The sequence below is a fragment of the Paenibacillus nitricinens genome (assembly GCF_052056485.1).
Taxonomy (GTDB): Bacteria; Bacillota; Bacilli; order Paenibacillales; family Paenibacillaceae; genus Paenibacillus_AQ; species Paenibacillus_AQ nitricinens.
Genome location: NZ_CP183948.1, coordinates 1,203,769 through 1,222,364, shown reverse-complemented (window position 1 = coordinate 1,222,364; position 18,596 = coordinate 1,203,769). Strand labels below are relative to the sequence as shown.

Sequence of the window (18,596 nt, the reverse complement as noted above, 5' to 3'; positions counted from 1 at the left end):
GCGGCCGCCCGAATATTTCCCGGGCGACCGCTTCATCAGACCATCATTTTATCTCTTACGCGATCCACCATCTCTACGAAGGTAGAACACAGCGCCAGCTATCGCTATCAAAACGATAATGACTCCACTGATTCCTACATTAACAAGTGGAACGGAATCGCTCTCCGCAGTTGGTTTCCCCGCCACATCCGTCGACTCATTATTCTCATCTGCAGATTTCGGCGAAGGATTCGATGTTGCCTTCGGAGAAGCTGTAGGTGTTCCTGCCGATATACTAGATCCAAGCACCTTCAGGTCCTCCGATGCCGAAGCAAGCAGCTTCGTTCGACTGCATAAACTGGCCTCTAATTTACCAGAGTCATCTTCGTCATTAGCATACGCATAGACGATATAACTTTCCCCTTCCACGAATTCAAACCCACAGCTGGCAGACGATAAAGCAGTGGTCAATGTTACTTTATTCCCCTCGACCCCTTTCCAGCTGGAATCGACTTCAAAGGTTACTTTTACTGGATCCGCAGATGAGATTATAGTCCCCTTCGGCTCCTTTATGCCCACTACTTTCCCAGTAAAGACGGCTGAACTTGATTCAAGCGCCTCAAGTGGTTCCGCAGGTACAACACAGGAACACGCATAAGTAACAGAGGGGCGCACCGTCAGCAAGGCCATAAATATTAACGTTATACTTAGAATGATCAGCACTGGATTTCGCAGATTACCCTTTCGCACCTTAATGACCTCCTTCTTTATCTTACAGACGGAGCAAACGTGGAAAGTGTTACAACAATTCCCAAACAAGTTATACAAGTCTAATCCATTCCGTCCGAATTAGACTTCACTAGTCTCTCATCTCTTCTGAATTTACTCATCCCCCCCGCGCAATTGCAATCAACCGCTGAATCCCCTCACGTAGCACCCCTTCGCTTGCAAAAGAGTAGCTTATTCGAATGCTCGACTTCATTTCCCCCAGCGGATCGAACAGCTCTCCTGGCACAAAAGCAATCGACTGCGCCATACTTGCGGCAAACAATCGCTCCACCGAGAGATGATCCGGCAGCTTCACCCACAGATTTAGCCCCCCTTGCGGAGGCGTCCACTCCCACCCGGTCCCAGCCAGCTCCTCCTCTACAATCTCCTTATGCACCTGAAGTGCAATGCGCAGCTTACCGAGATGCTGTTGCAAACGTGATGACGTGTAGTAATGTAGGAATATCTTCTGGTTAAGCAGCGGAGTACCATTGTCCGCGAGTGATTTGGCCGTGATCAAGCGCTCCATAAACGGATAACGACAAGCCACCGCACAGATCCGTAAGCCTGGGGCTACATATTTACTGAAGCTGCTAATATAGATCACCCAACCTTCGGTATCGTAAGCAAAAAAGGGCGGCGGGGGCTCCTCTTCAAAATACATATCGCGGAACGGATCATCTTCGACTAACAGACAGCGATAACGCTCGGCAAGCTCGACCAACAGTTTACGTTGCTGCGCTGGCACCGTATATCCAGTTGGATTATGATGAGTCGGATTGATATAGAACATACGCGGTCTATGCTTTTTCATCAGAGCTTCAACTTCCTCCAAGTCATAGCCCATCGGAGTGATCTCCACCGGAATCAGCCTTGCCCCCTCCCGGCGAAAAATATCCATGGCCACACTGTAGGTCGGTCGCTCCACCAGCACCGTGTCCATAGGCCCGAGCACAATTCGTGATATCAGATTGATCGCCTGCTGCGCACCTGAAGTAATAAGCAGCTCTTCCGAGGATAACTGTAACCGATGCTTCTTACGAAAATGACGACTTAGCGTCTCCCGTAACTCCTCATCTCCCTGAACCGAAGAGTACGTCCCCATGACCTTGGGATATAAATCGAACACTTTTTTGACATAGTCGGATAGAAAAAGATTTGGCAAAAGACCTGGATCAATCAGCGCCTGTGAGAACTGATACTTAGCAGGCATTCTCTGTATATCCGAAAGAGGATTAGTGAGCGCATAGGCAGTGACTGCTGCGCCTTTTTCTACAATAGGAACCAAGCTAACAGGCGATACGTAATAACCCGATTTATCTTTTACATAAACTTTCCCATCCTCTGTCAGCATTCTATACGCTTTGAATACTGTCAGTCGATGTACCTTTAATTCCTCCGCCAGCAGCCGTATAGAAGGAAGCTTATCATGTGCCCCCCACTCCCCTCGCTCCATGCGATTCACTAAAAATTCATATACCTGCCGAAATAAGGGATGATTATGCTCCACGCTCGCTGACTTTTTCACTTCACTGCAACTCCTCTCCGAACAACTCCTATTTACAGTATTGTACACGATTTCTATAGTCATCTGTTCTATTCAACATCATCTGTTCTATGTTCTCCCCTATATGATTAACGGACTGGTTCAAGGAACGCTATATACACACACTAAAGGGGACTTTCAAAATGATCTTATTCGCTTATGCACTTGTATGTCTGATCTTCGGCACGACCTTTCTAGCTATCAAAATCGGTGTGGATGCTGGTGCGCCGCCCTTCTTTTCAGCAGGCTTACGCTTTTTTGTGGCAGGTGCTGTTCTATTTCTATGGATGGTCTGGAAACGAAAGGCTAGCTTCTCCCTGCTCCTGCGTAAAGAAATGCTCTTCACCGGATCTGCGTTAACCTTTGGCACCTTTGCAGGTCTCTACTGGGCCGAACAATATGTATCTTCTGGGTTAGCAGCTGTACTCTCTGCCACTGGTCCGATCATGATTCTGTTGCTCCAAACTTCTATTCTTCGGCAAAAAGCACCTGCCATCTCCCTATATGGTTGTATCATCGGGTTGACTGGCGTACTGCTGCTCGTTCTTCCTAATCTTGTCGTTGATATTTCACCTTTATGGCTCATCGGCTGCGCAGCTGTCCTTATTGGGGAGTGCTGTTACGCGGTAGGTGCAATTTATTCTAAAAAAGTAATCAACAGTATGCCTGAGGTCTCTCCCATCGCACTAAATGCAGCCCAAATGATGTATGGCGGAGTGTTATTATTCATTCTTTCCTTAGCCACCGAAAATGTACATCCTGAGTTTCTGCTTTCTTTCGAGACAGCAGGTTCACTGCTCTATCTGATCGTAATCGGCTCGATGGTCGGTCATTCATTGTTCTACTGGCTTGTCGCTAAGACAAATCCTGTGTTTCCTTCTACCTGGCTATATATATCTCCACCGATTGCCGTAGGGGTTGGCTTTTTCTTTTATAATGAAGCTGTGAATTGGGTTACGATCCTCGGTGTATTCACCATCATTGCCGGAACTATCCTCGTAAACGCTGACGCCTTGAAGCAATTAATGCTAAAGCGAAGGATCAGCACCTCTGGGTTAAAAAAAACAAATATATGACCTGACTCTTTATAAAATCACAAAAAACAGGCTATCTCAGCAGCTCACCCGTGGCTAGTGAAATAGTCTGTTTTTTACTAAAAGTTATTCATTTCTTATTTATTTCTAATGCGCTCACTTGCTAAGGTATCCATGGCATCCATAGTTCCGGTAGCTTGAGCTAGATTTCTCGCCTCTTGTTGATCAGCTGCCCGGAGCGCATCGCTTTCCTTTACACTACCATCATAATTTCGATTCTCAGCTGTATTCATATTCGCAATATCCTCAAAACGATCCCCATTCAGACTATTATGCTGTACGAAGATCCGCTTCACTTCTTCCTCTTTCTGCTCGCCCTCTACATCCACCATTACAAGAATATGGCCTTCATCCACGTAGTTATCGTAACGCTTGGCTTCCTCTTCAGGAATGCCAAGTCCAATAAGGCCGCCTACTAATCCACCGCTGCCTGCACCTATTGCCGCTCCAGCAAGTGTTGCCGCAAGCGGTCCGGCTGCAATGATCGGCCCGATGCCTGGAATAGCCAAAGCGCCTATCCCCATCAAGAGCCCAGTTAATCCACCCAGCAGACCACCCGTAGCTGCACCAGTAGCTATTCCTTCCGGCGCTTGGGTCCCTGATTCATCTCTAATCGTATCCGCACTCTCTGAATTTCTCGCGATAATCGATATGTCCTCTGTTCTGCAGCCTTGACGTTTCAACTCTTCAATAACCCTCGAAGCTTCGTATTCGGCAGCAAAGACACCCACTATTCTCTTATTCATCTCCATTACCTCCTAGTGATCAAAGTTAGCTCATACGTTCAGCTTCATAGCTTACTTAACCAAACTGAGCTGGGATAAACTTCTATCACAGAATTCGCAAACCATTCCAAGTAATGTTCCCACTAAAATATGCTGTATAATAAAAGAAAGTAGGCACAATCACCCTTAAGTTAACTCTATAAAAGAAAGAGACTGAAGCATTCATGGCGATATTTAATTATAATTCTGAGCGACCCTTCAGAGGTAATCCCGATCTGCATCTCCATTACTGGGGGCGGGAGCAGTGTCTGCCTGGGCATTTTTTCGGACCCGGGGTTCGTGACGTTTACAAAATACATTTCATTCATGAGGGAACTGGAAAGGTATCTGTGGGTGAACAGACCCATATCCTGCAAGCGGGACAAGCTTTTCTTACTTACCCTCATATCGTTACTTCTTATGCAGCGGACCTGACTAATCCCTGGATCTATTCCTGGGTAGCCTTTACCGGAGAACAGGTATCTTATATTTTATCCAAAACCTCCTTGTCGCCTGAGCAGCCAATCTTCCCGATGGATGAACAGCTTATGCCTAATCTCTACGAACGCCTGACAGAAGCAGCCGACACTTCAGATTGTCTTGACCTGCCGCTAAAAGCGATTATGTATGATTTTTTCTCCCTCTTGCTACAAGCGGTGCCAGCTATTCCGGATGTACTTCCTTTACCGCGTCAAAAGAGTATTTACGTCGAGCAAAGTCTGCACTTTTTGCATACACATTATTGTGAGAACATTTCGGTGGAAATGCTGTCTTCTTCTCTCAAGCTGGATCGCAAATATTTATCTTCCTTGTTCAAACGGACCATTGGTATGCCACCACAGCAGTATTTATTGAATTACCGTGTCGCTAAAGCATGCGAGCTTCTGACAGAAACCTTCTGTACTATTGGTGAGATCTCGCGTTCCGTCGGCTATCAGGACCCCTTACTCTTTTCGCGGATGTTCAAGAAGGTGAAAGGTTGTTCTCCAAAAGAATACCGTGTCCGTCATCTCAAAAATGACATTGTGCTATAAACTTCTTCCTTGCTGACATACGTTTGTCCGGGATCTTTCGCTACAATAAGGACGTAACGTAATCAGAAATAAGTCTTTTTAGGAGGAACTAATAATGTATAACGCAAGCGCTACCAGATATGACAATATGAAATATAACCGCACTGGAAAAAGCGGTCTACTCCTTCCGGCGATCTCACTTGGACTATGGCATAACTTTGGCGGAAACGACTTATTCGAGAATGGTCGCGCCATGGCAAGAAGAGCTTTCGATCTTGGAATCACGCATTTTGATCTCGCTAATAACTACGGTCCCCCAGCTGGCTCCGCAGAAGAAAGCTTTGGTCAAATCCTTAAGAAGGATCTTGCTCCTTATCGTGATGAAATGGTCATCTCTACTAAGGCCGGATATTATATGTGGGCCGGTCCTTATGGCGAATGGGGCTCCAAGAAATATCTCGTCTCCAGTCTGGACCAAAGCTTGAAACGTATGGGCCTTGATTATGTAGATATTTTCTATCACCACCGTCCAGATCCGAATACACCACTGGAAGAGACTATGGCTGCGCTGGATCTTATTGTACGTCAAGGTAAAGCGCTGTATGTTGGGATTTCGAATTACAACCCTGAACAGACACGCGAAGCGGCACAAATTCTGCGTCGACTTGGAACGCCATGCCTGATTCATCAACCTAACTACTCCATGATGTCCCGCTGGATTGAAGATGGCTTGCAGGATGTATTGGCTGAGGAAGGTATCGGTTCGATTGTGTTCTCCCCACTACAAGGAGGCATTCTGACCGACCGCTATCTAAATGGAATCGCACCTGATTCTCGTGCTGCTGGACCAAGTGTATTCCTGTCCGAGAATGCCATTACTGAAGAGGCAATCGGAAAAGTTCGTAAACTGAACGAGATTGCTGCAGCACGTGGACAAAAAATGTCTCAGCTAGCTTTATCTTGGGTACTCCGCGGAGGTAAAGTCACTTCAGCTTTGATCGGCGCAAGTAAAGTGAGCCAGATTGAAGATGCTGTCGCTTCCTTGAATGCACCGGAGCTAAGTACAGAAGAGCTGGAGCAAATCGAGACGATTTTGCGAGGCTAATTATAGATCAAACCATAAAGACGGCCCATGAGGTCAGGTAGCTTAAACTGCTCTGGCACTTCATGGGCCGTCTTTTTTCAAACTTTTTAGATTAGAGTTTAGAAATCAATTGTACCGCCTCAGCACGGGTAGCATTCTTATGAGGCTCGAGCCTATTACCGCTGCTTCCTTGCAAGAAGCCAAGCTTCTGTGCGGCAGTAGCATAAGGCTTAGCCCACCCTGCGATATCCGTACCATCAACAAACGGACGATCAGACTCTCCTGCATTCAAAGTCGTGTTGTTCTTGTAGACATAAGCCTTCATCAACATCACAACCATTTCCTGACGGGAAATCGTACGCTCAGGCGCAAACTTCGCCTCTGACTGGCCGCTAACAATTCCCGCTTCAGTTACTGCTGCTACTTCATCCGCATACCACTTGGAAGAAGCTACATCAGCAAACCGACTTGCTCCAGTAGCTTTCAAGTTCAATTTACGAGCAATAAAAGCTGCAAATTCAGCGCGTGTAACCTGCTGATTCGGTGAGAAGGTAATATCGCTTGTTCCAGTTACCACCTGCTGTGCTACCATAGATTTGATCGCTTGAGATGCCCAATGTGTAGAAGGAACATCACTAAACGATTTATCATATTGCAGTACGGCATATTTGCTGAAGTGACTAATAACTACTGTTAAATAGCCATTATCCAGCTGACCACCAATATATTGTAGTTCCCCTTGTTCACTTAAGTAATAGACACCCGTCAATTTCGAGTTACTACTTTCGTTCACTTTCAACTTCAGGGTAATTGGAGTATTAAACTGAGTAAGCTTTGTTTCTTTACCGTCTGAAGTAAGGAGTGACAACGTAAAGTCATAGGCTACACCAGCTACTGTAATTACAGTATTCGCTGATTTCCCTGTAATCTTGGCGATCTCTTCAGCACTTATCGGAGTGAATCCTACTGAGATTCTCGCATTCTTCAATTGGTCTGCTGAAACGGAACCCTTCAGCTGTTCCAATACCGAACCCGGAATTTGGAGTGATACATCATCTTTAGTAACAACTAACGCATTGTCTTTATTAATTACTTCTGTTGCAACAGGTAACAATAATTGCTTAACGTCAGTTGCAACGGAAACCGTCACCTTGTTGTTCTCGCTTTTTAATACAGTGTTGAGAGACTTTGTGACTCCAGCTTTATCGACCACACTTAGGACAGGAGCTGTAGTGGTGGTATCGGTTACGGTTGGAGTTCCACCGCCTCCTCCACCAGGACTACCTGGATTACTAGGTCCACTAGGGTTACCAGAAGCCAACGGAACTGGGAAGATGTAGGCTTGTAAAGAGCGATTTCCGACTTTATCTACAGCAGCAACGTTGACATGATATGTTGTGCCATTCGTTAATCCCTCAATTTTATAGCTAGTTTGATGAATGGGCTTCTCTGTAAGCAGCTTACCATCAAGCCATACCAAATATCCGTCCAAATCCGCTTCCTTATTACTATCCCACGTTACATATAAACCACCATCGCCAGATGCTTTTAGCTCTGTAGGCTTGGCAGGTGCATATGGGTCACCTATAACGATATTGTTTGCTGAGTATCTGTAGTCATAAGAATATTCATTAACATTCTTGTTATATACATCCACGTACAAATAGGCACTGAATTTGCGAGAATTCGCATCAGGCAGCTTAATCTCTTTACCGGAAGCTGACGAACTGAGTCTCAACGTATACTGTTTATCCATTTTAAGTTCTTCATCGAAAATAAAGAAGAAATAACCATCAAAATTATGAAGATAATTCACCGAAATGATAGCTCCATCATCTGCGACCAATTCAAAATCAGAAGCATTAACTTCATTTTTATCGACCGTTAATTGCGAAAACTTACCTTCTGAATAAACACCCCCGAAAGAAAGTTGTAAGCTATTCCAACCTTTCGTTGTTCCGTTTTGCGAATCACCCGATAACTTCAATGTAACGATCTCATCACTAGGCTGAAGCGCATATCCAGCCGCTTTTCCACTAAAAAGAATTTCCGCTTCATTTATGACTCCTGGAGCACGAAAAGTACTGGGTGTAGAATAAGCAGACTCTCGGCCCAACATATCTACTGAAGTAAGCTTGAATTCTTGCATGGAATGATAAGGTAGATCGGGAATCACAATATATGTCTCTTTAGTCGTTGCAATTAGCTTATCTTTGCTATAAACATTGTAAAATAAGATTCCTATACTGTTCGGTTTTTCCCAAGAAATATGTACAGCCGCAGAACCTTTATCAATATTTATCCATGATCCCCAAGAGTGATTAATCGGGGCAAGAGGTGCATCAGCAAAAGAATACACATCACCCGTCACACTTGCGGCAAAATCTCTTACATCACCAGCTGTTACGATCGCATTCCCTGGCATTAGACCAGGAGCAACAGTCCCTTTAACATCAGCCCAATATAGATTGTTACTTGCGGAATGATATACCTCTCCGAGTACCGACGAAGGTACTTGATATTTCACTCCTCCTTGATCCAGGACTAAATCGATGTCCTTCTGATCAGAGTAAATAACCCCGGAAATTTCACCTGTTGTTGCGTTATAGTACACTTTCAGCATACTAGCAGCATAGGTCAATACCGGGGCTGTTAAGGTTAGCAGCATTAGAACTGCTAGTGAAGCGCTAATTTTGCGAATAGTGTTCCGCAGATAAACTCCTCCTATTTTAAATATGTATGTGTTGGAAATACTTCCCTATATTAAGGTAGAATCTAACAAATAACAATGTATTTTTTCATATAAACCATGCTATTATCGGCTATTCTCCACTTTCTTTAACATCTCTATATACCTTCTATTGTCCGGAGTCATAGAGGAGGCGATTGTGAGTTCTTCTATAGCCCTTTCTAGGTGCGCCTTGCTCCCTTCCAATAGCGCTAGATGCGAATAAAAATCTGCGAATTGATAATGCACCTCATGAGACCACGGAAGAAATTCTTCTGCGGATTGCAAGTTTTTTTCTGCCTTACTCCAATTGTCCTCGGAAATTGCCGATTCTCCCTTGGCAAGTTGCGTATATCCAACAATCATCCAAACCAAACAGCAAGTAATGATAGTTCCGAATATCGCACAAGATACAAATAACAATCGTTTTAGTTGAAACTCCTTCTGCTTATATCCCTCCATCTCCATACTGGTCAGCAACATAATAAACAACCCGAATACGAGAGGATACGCCAGATCAATGTCGAACGCCAGATGGGCACAGAATAGTAACAATGCTAGGATTACCAAAACGCCTTTTCGTCCTTGACGCGTTGCTGCATTTAGTGCAGAACCAATCATAGCGATAAACACCAATACCCCGATCACTCCGGCATCCAATGCAACCTGCAAAAATTGTTGATGTACATATTTCACATACACAGACGGATATAGAATCGCAAAACCGCCACCGCCAATACCTGCCAGCCAATGCTCTTTCCATAACTGAAAAGCATCTGACCAATAAATACGGCGTAACTCAAACTCCGAAGCATTCCAAGTCATTTCTCGGACGCTTCCACTGCTGTTCATGATCATTCCCGCAACAATCACCAGGATAAGAACGATTAGTGCTCCACCACCGAACAGCGCTATAGGTTTGTTCTTCCTATTTATGCATACAAAGGCGATAGCCCCCATCACAACCAGGATCAGTACCGCTCTAGAGCCCGACAATAATAATCCACATAGCTGTATTAAACACAGCACAACATACCTTTTTTGATTGGAGCGCATAAAAGCACGCCAGCCCGCTGCCATTCCCGCCGCAACAATCACAGCAAAAACATTCGCATAACCCAGCGTCGATTCCAGCCGTCCCTCCCGAAATAAACCAAAGACCAGCCCCCAAAGAGTTAGTCCTGCGCTACTCCAGACCCAAGTCACCCAGATCTGATCACGCCTTTTCCCAGAGAGACTTGAGAATAATAAAGACACGGGCAAGAGTAAGGAGACCTTGATCGCTTCCAGTACTGCCTGCTCTTGATCAACAGCACTTCCTAAAGCGAGCCAATACAACAGAATGAATGCTAGTAAGAAGCCATGAATCGGTAGAAACGTAAGCTTTTTAGCATTGAAAATATACAGGGCTGTCACTCCATAGAGCACAGCAGACAACGCCAAAAAGGAACGGATATAAAAATACCCCGCTCCTATCGATCCAGCAACGATAAAAATAAGTAAGGTGTAAAAAGGTAGCTTTTCAAGTTTATTTGTTGTCATCATAACTACTCTTGTTCGACAGGATTCACTGGAATCCCTTCTATCCTACTCACCCAAAGATCTGTGTGATATATACCATGATTAATAATCCAAAAATAAATGAATACGTCGAAGGCCGTTCGTAACCATGACCGTGACTCTCCGGAATCAGCTCCTTGTAGACGATAAAGAGCATCGCTCCTGCGGCAAAAGCGAGACCGTAACCCACTACATTCTGTAGGTAGCTTGCAGTGAAATACCCGATAACCGCAGACACCATCTCCATTAGTCCGGTAAGTGTAACGATTCCCAAGGCTTTTAGCTTGCTTGTTCTAGAATTCATCAGAAAGACTGCAAGAATCAACCCTTCTGGCATATTTTGCGCACCAATCGCTATGGCCACGGTAGGGCCTAGACTCGCCTGTTCGCTGGCATAACTGAATCCCGTACTGAGACCTTCTGGGATGTTATGAATAAACAGTGCGATCAAAACGAGCAGTGCTTTCGAATCCATATTGGTATATCCGGGTTTATTCTCCACATCGATATGTGGGATATTCTTTTCAATTACATCAAGCAGTAACACTCCTGTAATCAGACCCAAGGTTAAAGCAATAATGCCTGATTCTTTAATCGCTTGTGGCATGAGTCCAAATGTAGAAGCCGATACCATTATACCTGCAGTAAAAGCAACGAGAACGTCCTTCCATTTCTCAGATAACCTCTTCACGAACAAGATCGGAAATGCTCCAAGAACGGTAGCCATTGCCGATACAAAGCTCCCAATAAGCGCAGATTCCAAGCTTTCAACTCCTTTGGTACAAGTTCGGATAGACCAACATATGTTAACACAAAAAGTATTATTACTTCTATATAGCTTTTCCGAAGGATACGCTAATCATTAAAAGACCTCCCATAGGTATGATGCATACCCTAAGGAGGTCTTGTCTAACCTGTAATAATGCGATTCCGTTACACTAGCTTCTTCCGAATCATGCCGGAAATCAAATCAATAATCGTAATCATCACAATGATGCCTAATAGTATGATCCCGACACGATCCCAATTCCGTGAACTGAGTGCGAAGATTAACGGTGTGCCAATCCCACCTGCCCCAATCATACCCAGAATCGTAGCCGAACGAACATTAATTTCGAACCTGTATAAAGTATAGGATAGAAAGCCTGGCAATACCTGTGGCACAACAGCAAACCATAACACCTGCATACGGCTGGCACCAGATGAGATTAAAGCCTCAAGTGGACCGTTATCAATATTCTCAATCTCATCCGCGAACAATTTGCCGAGCATGCCCACGGAATGCAGACCCAGAGCCAGTACACCCGCAAATGAACCCGGCCCAACAGCCTTGATGAACAGCAAGGCCATAATGATCTCAGGGAATGTCCGTATAAAACTTAATACCAGCTTACCGGAACTTGAAATAGCCTTTCCCTTACTCATATTGACGGCTGCCCAAAATGCAAAAGGAATACATAAAAAGGTCGAGATAAAAGTCCCTAAGATTGAAATTGCTAACGTCTCAAGCAAGCCCCGAAGCAGATCCTCCCCATCCGGTAAATAAACGAAGGCCCAATCAGGTGAGAATATCCCAGCAAAGATTGCCTTAGTAATGATCCCGGCGGTTTCTTTAAATCCATTAAAGGGTACTCCCGAAAAAGCCCAAATATATACTGCCGCTAATGCCACATAAATCAGCCAGCGGAAGCGGTTTTTACGAGGTTTGGGGACAAGGGTATTCCATGATTTACTCATATTAATTTCTCCCGCAGCTTAGTGCTTACATAATCAATAATCAATACTACTGCTAATGTGAACAAGATAATGGTGCAAGTCTTATCGTATTCTAAGAAACCTAATGTCACTTCATAGTAATGGCCGATTCCGCCCGCTCCTACCAGACCTAGAACCGCTGCAGCACGGACATTGATTTCAAAAGCATACAGCACATAAGACATGAAATGAGCCTGTACTTGCGGAATGACTCCGAAGATAATTCGTTGAGTCTTATTCGCTCCGACTGAAGTCATGGCTTCCAAAGGCCCCTGTTCAATCGTCTCCAACGCTTCATAGGTAAGCTTAGCGATCAGCCCCAGCGAAAATACTGTCAAAGCAAAGATCCCTGGAAGTGCACCGAGTCCGAAGATGGCAACAAAAATAGAAGCCAGCAGTAGATCGGGAATGGTGCGGATCAAATTCAGCAGCATACGCACCGGATAATGAAGCCATCGGCTGTGCGTAATATTGCTTGCACACAGCAGTGCAACGGGAACCGCGAGAATGGCACCAAACGTTGTACCGACTAGTGCCATCCGGATCGTCTCCAGCATCGCATCTATAATATTGTCAAAATACCCCCAGTTTGGAGGGAACATTTCCTTAAGCAGATCAAGCATATTCGGCAGACCAGAGATTAGCTCTCCTAAGGATGAATCGGTCAAGACCGCACTTCTCCATAGTAATACTACTAATATAAAGGCTGTAAAATAATGCTTTATCTTCCTTGGCGGTTTGGGATGTAGCTTCTCTGCATTCACACTCATCTCACATGCCTCCGATTACAGGCTCACCTAACAACTCATCCTGATGAATCGGTCTGCCGTAAATCTCAGCAAACTTCTCATCGGTTGCCTCCGATACAGGACCATCGAAGACAACCTCTCCTGCGCGGAGTCCTATAATCCGGGTAGCGTATTCTCTAGCGAGATCGATAAAATGCAAATTCACAATGGTCGTAATTCCAAGCTCTACATTAATCTTTTTCAAATCATCCATAACCTGCTTGGTCGTGAGTGGATCCAGTGAAGCGACAGGTTCATCTGCGAGGATAATTTGCGCCTCCTGTGCAAGAACACGAGCAATAGCCACGCGCTGCTGCTGACCACCAGATAGCTGATCTGCACGGATGTACGCCTTCTCAACGATATTGACCCGATCGAGTGACTCGAAGGCTAAATCGATATCCTTTTGCGGGAATTTACCGAGTATCGTCCGTAGGGTGGAATGATAGCCCACCCGTCCTGCCAATACATTACGAAGCACAGTCGTACGTTTCACTAAGTTGAAGCTTTGGAAGATCATTCCGATATTCCGGCGAATCATTCGTAGCTGGCTTCCCTTCGCATTCGTGATGGAATGCCCGTTTATAAGAATATCGCCTTCCGAAATATCATGAAGCCGGTTAATGGAACGCAGTAAGGTTGACTTCCCCGCTCCGGAAAGACCAACAATAGCTACAAATTCCCCAGCTGGAATCGTCAGATTAATGTTGTTTAAGCCTTTAGTTCCGTTTTGATACGTCTTGGATACATTCTGAAGCTTTATCATGAAATCATTCCTTTGTGTGTTTTCGTATATTCGTATAAAAGAGATAGCCAGATCCGGGGGGGAATCCGGAGCTGGCTATCCTTAATGCCTGTTATACACCAACATCGTTGTATCCTTGAACGGCTTGAACTACTCGGTTTTTACTTTATTGTTGTATTCACGAACAATGTCAAAGTTGCTATCTTGTGACTTCACATAACCTTCATGAGAATAAATTTCTTTAACAATTGCATGTCCTTCTGTGTCAGCTGCGATATCCATGAACGCCTGTTGAATTTTCTCCATCCATTCCTTATTCATATCTGAACGGACCGAAATCGTATCATTAGGGATTTTATCCGTAAAGGCAAGAACACGGGTATCTTCAAATACTTTCGGATAATCTTTAATAACAATATTCCGGGCATCTTGGAAAATAGCTGCTGCGTCTACGTCACCGTTCAGTACAGCAAGTACGCCTTGGTCATGTCCCTTAACCGTAATGGCTTGTACATCCTTCAGCGGATCAAGTCCTGCATCCATCAGTGTTGCTGCCGGCCATACAAAACCTGCAGAGGATGTAACGTTTTGATAGGCGATTTTTTTGCCTTTCAAATCGGCAACGGATTGGATGGCAGAATCTTTCTTAACGATGATCATAGATTTATAGAAATCAGCTAATTCATCTGTTGGAGCGCCAGTTTCATCATTTACACCAAAACGTTGAGCTTGAAGAATAACTTCAGCAGCTCCTTTTTCTTTAGCTAATACATAAGCTGTTGGAGGAAGGAAACCAACATCCACTTTTTTGGAAGCCATAGCTTCGATAACCGTGTTGTAATCAGTAGAGACACTTACTTTTACAGGAATACCGAGTTTATCACCCAGTAATTTTTCAAGAGGTTTTGCCTTAGCTTCGAGCGTATCTGCATTTTGAGAAGGAACAAATTGTACGGTAAGCTTCTCTGGAACATAACCCTCTGCTACAGGAGCTGCCGTTTCCTTCGGTGCATTTGTTGCATCTGTTGATCCTTGGTTTGCAGTATTAGCAGTGTTATTAGCACCACAACCACTAAGCAATGTAATAGACATCATTAGCGGCAATACGAATTTACTTATTTTTCTCAAACGAAAGACCTCCACTGTTTTCTTTTTTTTAGTACTTCTAGACTATAAAGTTTTTGTATTAAATCTAGAGCATCTAACTATCAAATAAATGTAAAATTTATTCCAATCTCTTAAAGTTTCCAAATTATCTGATAGAATGGGGTCTGAACTTATTATCCGTAGGAGGCTACCCATGAATAAAGACAATAACTTAACCTGTGAAATCCTCATAACAAGTGATCTCCATGGGCATTTAAGTCCCATTGATTATCGTACGGGTGAGAAACAACAAAAAGGCTTAGCAACCATTGCCAGCCTGATTAAACAAGAAAGAGCCCATTGTCCGGAGCTGATTCTTCTGGATAACGGTGATCTTATTCAAGGTACACCGCTAGCTTATTATGCAGCAACACAGTACAGTAATGAATTAAATCCAGGGATCGCTGCACTGAACGAATTAAAATATGATGCCGCAATTATCGGCAACCATGAATTTAATTTTGGGAAGCCACTACTCCATAAAGCCATTCAAGATTCCAAATTCCCTTGGTTATCGGCTGGAATAATAGATCAAACGACAAGTAAACCGGCATTCGGTAAACCTTATATCATCAAATGGGTAGACGATAAAATCAAAGTGGCCATTCTTGGAGTTACCACACATTACATTCCACACTGGGAGAATCCTGTCCATATTGAAGGGCTTCAATTTAAAGATGCTTTAGAGACTGTAAAGCTTTGGTGTGCCACTATACGAGAAGAAGAGCAACCCGATTTGCTCGTTGTAGCTTATCATGGCGGGTTCGAGCGCGATCTACTTAACGGAGAACCTGTTGAGAGATTAACTGGAGAGAATCAAGCTTACGCTATGTGTGCAGAGGTAGAAGGATTAGACGTATTAATTACCGGACATCAGCATCGCTCTATTGCTAGTGAATTAAATGGTGTAACGATCATACAGCCTGGTTGTAATGGACATTCCCTTGGTAAAATTTCAGTAGTCTTTCAAAAAGAAAACGGGCATTGGAAGATTAAGAGTAAACATGCCGAGCTTCTTACTCTGGACGACAAAACAGCTGTAGATGATACAATTGTAGGTCTGAGCAGCACGCTCGAATCAGAAACAGAAACCTGGTTGGATGAGAGAATAGGTACAGTGATCGGTGACCTATCTATTTCTAGTGCAGATGAATGCCGAATGGCTGACCATCCCTTTATAGAATTTATGAATAAGGTTCAAATGGAGGCTTCAGGCGTAGAGATTTCGACAGCCGCTTTACTCAGTAACGATTGCAAAGGTTTCAGTAATACCATTACACGGAGAGATATTCTTTCAAACTTCATTTATCCTAACACGCTAACGGTTCTTAGGCTGACCGGGCATGATATTAAAGAGGCACTGGAACAAACCGCCAACTATTTTCAAAAGGATACAGAGGGGAATGTAATTGTTAACCCTGCTTATGTAGAACCTAAATCGCAGCATTACAATTATGATATGTGGGAAGGCATCCACTACGAGCTTCATATTGATAACCCTGTAGGCCAAAGAGTCCTCCATCTGCTGTATCGTGGACAGCCTGTAGAGGACGCTAAAGAATATGATGTGGTTATGAATAACTATAGAGCCAGCGGTGGCGGAGATTATGAGATGTATAAAGGTAAACCGATTGTCAAAGAAATACTGATCGACATGTCTGAAATTGTCACGAATTACATTGAAAATCGCGGCCAAATTGAAGCTACCTGCGATCACAACTGGAGAGTGGTTTAGGTTGTGCTGATGAATGCCTCAATATCAGTTTCAATCAGCTTTAAAGCACCTCTCCAAAAATCAATCGAGTGCACATCAATATCCATAAACTTCGCTATATCTGCAATATTATGCTTGCTGGTAGCACTAAGGAACTGACGATACCGGGCGACAAACTCCTCGCCCTTTTTTAAATACTCTGCGTAGAGTCCTTTAGCGAATAACAGTCCGAAAGAATACGGAAAATTCATAAATTCATAACCAGCCATAAAATATCCGGCCTTGTTCATCCACATGTACGGATGGATCGTGTCAGTTGCAATGCTCTCTCCATAAGCTTCCTTCATACAAGCAATCATCAATTCATTTAATTCTTGCACAGGCAGCGGACCTAATGCTCTTTTCTCATATAATTTAAGCTCAAATAAATAACGGGCATAGAAATCCACAAGATAATATCCGGCATCGGAAATGCTTCTCTCCAAAATAAGATGAGCTTCCTTCTTGGCGGAGCTTGCGATTAAAGCTTGATTCACAATCGTCTCGCAAAAGATCGAAGCCGTTTCAGCTATCGGAATCGGATAATCCGTGTTCAACATCGTTTCATGCGCTAGACAGGAGCTATGATAGGCATGACCAAGCTCATGGGCAAGAATACTAATATCTATAGCATTGCCAGTGAACTGAGTCATGATCCTGCTCTCGCCTATCGGAAAAATATCAATGCACAGCCCAAAGCCGCCCTTACCGGCCTTTGGTTCTGCATCAATCCATCGCTGATCAAAAGCCTTTTGAGCTAAGTTGGCCAATTCCTCGCTAAAAGTTGCGAAGCTTGAGACGATTGTTTTTTGAGCATCTTCGTAAGAAATTTTCATACTTTCTTCACCTATAGGTGCAAATATATCGTAAAAAGGCAGCTTTGTGGAATGTCCCAGCAGTTCGGCTTTCTTTTGATAATAGGTATGAAAAGCTGGCAAACTCTTCTGAAGAGCGGCGAGCATTGCCGACAAAGTTTCACTGTCCATTCGCGATGCCACTAACACCTTTTCCAGAGAAGATTGATATCCATGCATGCCATAAATCGTTAGCGCCTCACCACTTATTCCATTCATGCAAGCTGCACAAACCCCAGCAATACGACTGCAAGCTTCAGCCTCGGCTTCATAAGCCGCTTTTCTTAATGCAGCGTTATTCTCATAGGCCATACTCCTTAGTTCCGCAAGCGTTGCTTGTTTCGACTCCCCTTGCACCACCACATCTGCTAGTGTACTTGAGGCGGTCTCCATGTATAACCTTCCCCAAGCTTTGGACCCTGTACTTTGCATTCGGGCAATGGCAACCTCCACGTCCTCATTTAACACATAGCGGGATTGTAAAAGAAGCTCATTCAAGTAGAATTGATGCTGCAAAAGATAAGGTGAGCTAACAATAAGCTCATCCAGGTGATCACATGTACTAATCCAACGTTTAAAACCCGCAGCTACACCAGCAATCTCTGAGCTGACCTGTTCGATATCATCGGCAAGATTCATAGCCTGTTCACAGTTGCTATCTGCACTAAGCGTTAACTCCGCATAAGCTAACAAGCATACATATACACTTTTATAATCGTTGTAGAGTCTTAGAAAGTCCTCGATCGCTGCGACGGAAACACCCTCACGCTTTAGATTGCCCTCAGCCCAGGCTTTTAAATCTATAATAAGTTGACCTAGTAGCTGACGATCCGCTTTTAACTTCTCTGATTCAAACGAAGGATATAAGCTATCCAAATTCCATGTCATATTCATTGTTGATTCTCTCCTAACCTTTGCCATCTCCAGATTTCTTCATTATACCGTCCTATGCGGATAAAGTCTGGATATTACTTTCGAACGGGAACAAAAACATAAAAAAAGGACCCCGCCATCGTCCG

At 44.0% G+C, this 18,596-nt stretch carries 15 protein-coding genes; 4 read left to right on the top strand and 11 right to left on the bottom strand.

The window, feature by feature from the left end; all coding sequences use genetic code 11:
- Positions 1-48: 48 nt before the first annotated feature.
- Together ACN6KS_RS05400 and ACN6KS_RS05395 are read right to left on the bottom strand one after the other, a co-directional pair.
- Positions 49-729 (bottom strand): hypothetical protein, encoded by a 681-nt coding sequence (locus ACN6KS_RS05400; RefSeq protein ID WP_440961524.1) that lies wholly within the window; start codon positions 727-729, stop codon positions 49-51.
- A 136-nt stretch (positions 730-865) separates the two neighbouring features.
- On the bottom strand, positions 866-2,275 hold the full coding sequence (locus ACN6KS_RS05395; RefSeq protein WP_256990565.1) for an aminotransferase-like domain-containing protein: 1,410 nt from the start codon (positions 2,273-2,275) through the stop codon (positions 866-868).
- 161 nt (positions 2,276-2,436) lie between these two features.
- On the opposite strand from ACN6KS_RS05395, the gene ACN6KS_RS05390 reads away from it, so the two are divergent.
- Positions 2,437-3,369 (top strand): DMT family transporter, encoded by a 933-nt coding sequence (locus ACN6KS_RS05390; RefSeq protein ID WP_280787808.1) that lies wholly within the window; start codon positions 2,437-2,439, stop codon positions 3,367-3,369.
- 95 nt (positions 3,370-3,464) lie between these two features.
- Here ACN6KS_RS05390 and ACN6KS_RS05385 read toward each other — a convergent pair whose 3' ends face one another.
- Positions 3,465-4,133, bottom strand: a complete 669-nt coding sequence (locus ACN6KS_RS05385) for a general stress protein (RefSeq protein ID WP_094872343.1) — start codon at positions 4,131-4,133, stop codon at positions 3,465-3,467.
- 203 nt (positions 4,134-4,336) lie between these two features.
- Between ACN6KS_RS05385 and ACN6KS_RS05380 the strand changes: the two genes are divergently transcribed.
- Complete coding sequence (locus ACN6KS_RS05380; RefSeq protein WP_094877598.1) at positions 4,337-5,185, top strand: AraC family ligand binding domain-containing protein; 849 nt, start codon at positions 4,337-4,339, stop codon at positions 5,183-5,185.
- A gap of 94 nt (positions 5,186-5,279) precedes the next feature.
- Entirely contained in the window at positions 5,280-6,269 is a 990-nt protein-coding gene (locus ACN6KS_RS05375; RefSeq protein ID WP_373455898.1) for an aldo/keto reductase, read from the top strand.
- A gap of 91 nt (positions 6,270-6,360) precedes the next feature.
- On the opposite strand, the gene ACN6KS_RS05370 is transcribed toward ACN6KS_RS05375, so the two are convergent.
- From ACN6KS_RS05370 to ACN6KS_RS05340, 7 genes are all read right to left on the bottom strand, one after another.
- A complete protein-coding gene (locus ACN6KS_RS05370; protein ID WP_440961523.1) occupies positions 6,361-8,916 on the bottom strand; it encodes an S-layer homology domain-containing protein in 2,556 nt (851 codons plus the stop codon).
- A gap of 147 nt (positions 8,917-9,063) precedes the next feature.
- Positions 9,064-10,521: an O-antigen ligase family protein gene (locus tag ACN6KS_RS05365; protein WP_440961522.1), complete on the bottom strand. Its 1,458-nt coding sequence runs from the start codon at positions 10,519-10,521 to the stop codon at positions 9,064-9,066.
- Between the two features lie 46 nt (positions 10,522-10,567).
- Positions 10,568-11,299 (bottom strand): ZIP family metal transporter, encoded by a 732-nt coding sequence (locus ACN6KS_RS05360; protein WP_094872351.1) that lies wholly within the window; start codon positions 11,297-11,299, stop codon positions 10,568-10,570.
- A gap of 170 nt (positions 11,300-11,469) precedes the next feature.
- A complete protein-coding gene (gene phnE / locus ACN6KS_RS05355) occupies positions 11,470-12,273 on the bottom strand; it encodes a phosphonate ABC transporter, permease protein PhnE (RefSeq protein WP_094877601.1) in 804 nt (267 codons plus the stop codon).
- Positions 12,270-13,061 carry a phosphonate ABC transporter, permease protein PhnE gene (phnE, locus tag ACN6KS_RS05350; RefSeq protein ID WP_094872354.1) on the bottom strand — a complete coding sequence of 264 codons (792 nt, stop codon included), beginning with the start codon at positions 13,059-13,061 and terminating at the stop codon, positions 12,270-12,272. Before phnE (ACN6KS_RS05350) ends, phnE (ACN6KS_RS05355) begins: the two co-directional genes overlap by 4 nt.
- 1 nt (position 13,062) lies before the next feature.
- Positions 13,063-13,845, bottom strand: a complete 783-nt coding sequence (gene phnC, locus ACN6KS_RS05345) for a phosphonate ABC transporter ATP-binding protein (RefSeq protein ID WP_094872356.1) — start codon at positions 13,843-13,845, stop codon at positions 13,063-13,065.
- A gap of 129 nt (positions 13,846-13,974) precedes the next feature.
- Positions 13,975-14,952, bottom strand: coding sequence for a phosphate/phosphite/phosphonate ABC transporter substrate-binding protein (locus ACN6KS_RS05340; RefSeq protein ID WP_094872358.1), 978 nt, complete (start codon positions 14,950-14,952; stop codon positions 13,975-13,977).
- Positions 14,953-15,124: 172 nt separating this feature from the next.
- Between ACN6KS_RS05340 and ACN6KS_RS05335 the strand changes: the two genes are divergently transcribed.
- Complete coding sequence (locus ACN6KS_RS05335) at positions 15,125-16,705, top strand: bifunctional metallophosphatase/5'-nucleotidase (protein WP_440961521.1); 1,581 nt, start codon at positions 15,125-15,127, stop codon at positions 16,703-16,705.
- Here the strand turns inward: ACN6KS_RS05335 and ACN6KS_RS05330 are convergent.
- Complete coding sequence (locus tag ACN6KS_RS05330; RefSeq protein WP_440961520.1) at positions 16,702-18,471, bottom strand: M3 family oligoendopeptidase; 1,770 nt, start codon at positions 18,469-18,471, stop codon at positions 16,702-16,704. The two genes, ACN6KS_RS05335 and ACN6KS_RS05330, sit on opposite strands and share 4 nt — an antisense overlap.
- Between the last annotated feature and the right edge of the window lie 125 nt (positions 18,472-18,596).